This is a genomic window from Micromonospora sp. ATA51 (assembly GCF_016802855.1).
Taxonomy (GTDB): Bacteria; Actinomycetota; Actinomycetes; order Mycobacteriales; family Micromonosporaceae; genus Micromonospora; species Micromonospora sicca.
Genome location: NZ_JAEVHJ010000468.1, coordinates 1 through 3,790 on the forward strand (window position 1 = coordinate 1; position 3,790 = coordinate 3,790).

The 3,790-nt window shown below is 75.0% G+C and carries 2 protein-coding genes; both read right to left on the bottom strand.

Translation table 11 applies throughout. The features are described 5' to 3' along the window. Window positions 1-2,198, bottom strand: a 2,198-nt coding sequence (locus JNW87_RS36045; protein ID WP_238455244.1) for a nitrate- and nitrite sensing domain-containing protein, incomplete at its 3' end; no start/stop codon positions are given. Further along, window positions 2,185-3,357, bottom strand: a complete 1,173-nt coding sequence (locus tag JNW87_RS36050) for a hypothetical protein (protein WP_238455245.1) — start codon at window positions 3,355-3,357, stop codon at window positions 2,185-2,187. The genes JNW87_RS36045 and JNW87_RS36050, both read right to left, overlap by 14 nt. Window positions 3,358-3,790: the final 433 nt, after the last annotated feature.

The window sequence follows — 3,790 nt, forward strand, 5'->3', positions numbered from 1 at the left end:
ACCCGCTGGCGGATCACCGGCCGTACGCCGGCCGCCGCCACACCGGCCACGGACCCGGCGGGTGGCGCGGCGGGGCTCGGTGGCCCGGCGACCACCTCGGGGGCGGCGAACCCCGTGCCGACGAAGGGCCCGTCGACCGGCTCGGTCGCGGCGCCGAAGGCGTTCCAGGACCCGGCGGTCTCCAGGCTGCGGGTGGCTCTGAGCAGCATCGGGTCGACACCCGGGTGGTCCTCGACGGCCGCCGGGACCCCGGCGGCGGTGAGCGCCCGATGTGGGCGGGCCGGTTCGCCGAGCCCCCGCCGGTCCCGGCTCGGTACGGCGGCCCGGGCGACCGTGGCGCCGGCCCGGTCGGGCCGCCGGATCACCAGCAGCGCGGCGGGGATCTCCAGCCGGGCGGTCAATCCGCCGCCCGCGGTCGGCGCGAGGTCGACGGTCCAGCCGTGCCGGCGGGCCAGCCGGCCGACCACGAAGAGCCCGAGCACTTCGGTCGGGGCCAGGTCGAGCCGTTCCCGCCGGGTGAGCCGGGCGTTCTCCTCGGCGAGCCGTTCCTCGGTCATGCCGATGCCCCGGTCCACCACGATCAGCCGCGCCCCGCCGTCGGTCGGTTCGCCGGCCACCGCGACCCGGGTGTGCGGCGGGGAGAAGACGGTGGCGTTCTCCATCAGCTCGGCCAGCGCGAGCACCAGGTCGCCGACGGCGGCGGGCGCCGCCGACACCCCGGGCGGGACGTGCACGTCGACCCGGGGGTAGTCCTCGATCTCGCCGAGGGCCAGGCGGACCACGTCGGCGAGCTGCACCGGGGCCACGTGCCCGTCCGTCCCGGCCGCGCCGGAGAGCACGACCAGGCTGCCGGCGTTGCGGCGCAGCCGGCTGGAGATGTGGTCGAGCCGGTACAGGTGCTCCAGCCGCCCCGGGTCGGTCTCCTGCCGTTCCAGCCGGTCGATCAGCGCGATCTGCCGGCCGACCAGGTTCTGCGTACGCCGGCCGACGTGGCCGAACATCTGCGCCACGTTGCGCCGGCCGGCCACCTGCCGTTCGACCAGCCGGGCGGCGGTGTTCTGCACCCGTTCGAAGGCGCGGGCCAGGTCACCGATCTCGTCCCGGGCCCGGACGTCGACCGGGTCGAGCCGGACCGGTTGGCCGGTCTCGGACTCGTCGTCGACCACCCGGACCAGCTCGGCCTCGGCGACCCGGGCGACCCGGTCGGCGGAGCGGGTGAGGCGGGTCAACGGTCGGGCCACGGTCCGCGCGACGGCCATGCTGAGCAGCACCACGAGCAGCAGGATCAGGGTGGCCGCCCCGCCGACCAGCCAGGCCGCGGTGAGCGCGTCGCGCTGGTCGGTGGCGGTCTCGGCAATGACGTCCGCCACGATCTTCTTCTCCACGAACTGGCCGAGGGTGATCATCGAGCGGACCGACGGGAAGAGGGCGTCCAGCGGCACCGCGGCGATCGCCGCCACCGGGTCCTTGACGCTGTCCACCAGGAAGGTGGGGCTGGTCCGGGCCGCCACCGCCGCGTCGTCCAGCATCGCCAGCTTGTACTGCTCGGCGGTGATCAGGCCGCGGAATCGCTGGTTGTCCACCTGGAGCGCGGACATGCAGGCGATGTACGCGGCGGACACCTGCGGGTCGCCGGTCGCCTTCACCAGCACGATCAGGGTCGCGCAGGCGCCCAGCCCCTCGTCGGCCCGGAGCAGCGCGTCCAGCGCCAGCACCTGCCGCCCGGCCGAGGTGGTGGTGTCCACCTGGAACGGCAGCCGCAGCGCCTCGATCAGCGCCAGGTCGACCGGTCCGAAGGCGTCCATGATCTGCGTCGGCGTCGCCTGCCCGGCCAGCACGGCGGTGCGCAGGTCGGCCAGCCTGCGTACGCCGTCGAGGGCGCCGGCTACCCGGTCCGGGAGCCGCTCGGCCCGCAGGTCGGCGACCCGGTCGTCGACGGCGGTCGACTTCTGGATCAGCTCGGTTCGGGTCGCCCGGCCGAGCAGCAGGCCGACCGAGAGCAGCCGCTCCTGCTGGAGGTCCTGGACCAGGCTGCCGATCCGGCTCGCGACCCGGACGGTGGCGGCGGTGTCGCCGGCCCGCTGGGCGGCGGTGACCTGGTCGACCACCACCGGCACGGCAAGTCCGGCCATGCTGAGCAGCGGAATGATCACCAGCAGGGCGAGCTTGCCCCGGATCCGGAGCCTATCGAGCAGCATCGAAGGGCCCCCACCGCTCGGGTTCGTCGGGCCGCCCCGATCCGACCGGTTGGAGCTGGCGTGGCTCGGCCGGCGGCTGCCACGACGGCAGCGCCCCGGAGTCCTCCCGCGCCCGCCGCTCGTCGGCGGCGCGCCGGCGGGTCCGGACAGCGCCGGCCAGCATCCCGGCCAGGACGACGACGACCAGCAGGGCGGCGAGCGCGGCGGCGGCGACGGCCAGCAGGCGGTCCCGGTCGAGCCGGTCGATCCGCGCCGTCAGCAGGGCGTCGAGCTGGTCCAGGATGATCGGCTGGAGCTCCCTGGCGGCGGACTGCGCGTTGAGGCGGGCGGCGGCCACCTGGGCGGGGCCGATCGGTCCGGTGCCCGCCGTGCCGATCGGCGCGGAGAGCGCGGCGAGCGCCTCGACGGAGCGCTGGTAGGTGTCCAGCGGGGTGAGCACGTTCGGTCCCAGGTCGGTGCTCTCCGAGCTGTCCACCGCGGCCCGCAGGCCGGCGACCAGGTCGGTGGCCGGTCCGAGGGCGGCCACCCGGACGGCGGCCAGTTCGGCGAGGGTCTTCGGGCGTTCGGCGGGCGGGCGCTGCGCGGCGAGGGCGGTCAGGTCGGCGAGCCGGCCGGCCCCGACCACGGCCTCGGGCAGGTCGCGGCCGATGACGTCCTGGAGGAAGAAGGAGTCGGACCGCGGGTCGCGGATCAGCCCCGAGCCGTCCCGGATCTTGTGGTGCAGCGCGAGCAGCAGGTCGGTGACCTCGCCGTACGCGGTGAAGGCCGCGTCGGGGTCGCTGAGCCCCCGGTCGGGCAGCGCCTCCAACTTGGCGCGCAGCCCGGTCCAGCGTTCGTGGCTGCGCAGGTCGTCCCCGATCGCACTGTCCACGGTGGCCGCCTGCTCGACCGCGGCGGTCAGCGCGTCGCGGGGGACCGGTCGGCCGGCGACCGCGGCGGCCTGGGCGTCCACCAGCGCGTCGGTGACCGGGCCGAGGGCGCGCAGGTACCGCACGCCGAGCCGTTCCCGGCTCGCCAGGTCGCGGTCGTCCCCGGTCAGCCGGTGCGTCTGCGCGAAGAGCAGCCCCACCGGGGCCAGCAGGGCCGCCACGAGCAGCAGGGGCAGGACACGGCCCGGTACGGAGGGCCGTCGACGGACCCGCGGCGCGGGGAAGATCATGGTCTGTCTCCTCCGGCGACGGCGGGGGACTCGTCCGGTGGGCGGGGTCGCCGATGCAAGTCCCGTACACCGGACCGGAAAACTAGTCGACCTGTGTGGGGGTGTGACCGCGGTCGCTGAGTCGGCTTCGCGTCACTTCGGGCGATGTCACGGTTCGTTGACTTTGTCGGCACGCAGGGTTCCGCGAGCCGCGCCTCATGCATGCATCGGATGCGGTTTACGGGATTACGTGTGAATTCACGCGATCCGAATTCATCTCGCTGGGATGTGCTGGACCTTGCGCGGTCGATCGGACTCGCGCGCCGATCGGAGCAACCGGACGGACGTACGGCGGATCTCAGGCAACGCTCGAGGGTCCGGCCGGTACCGTGTGCCGCATGAGATCACCGCTGTCGGCCGCGCGGGTCCGGCGTGCCCTGGCCACCGGCCGACG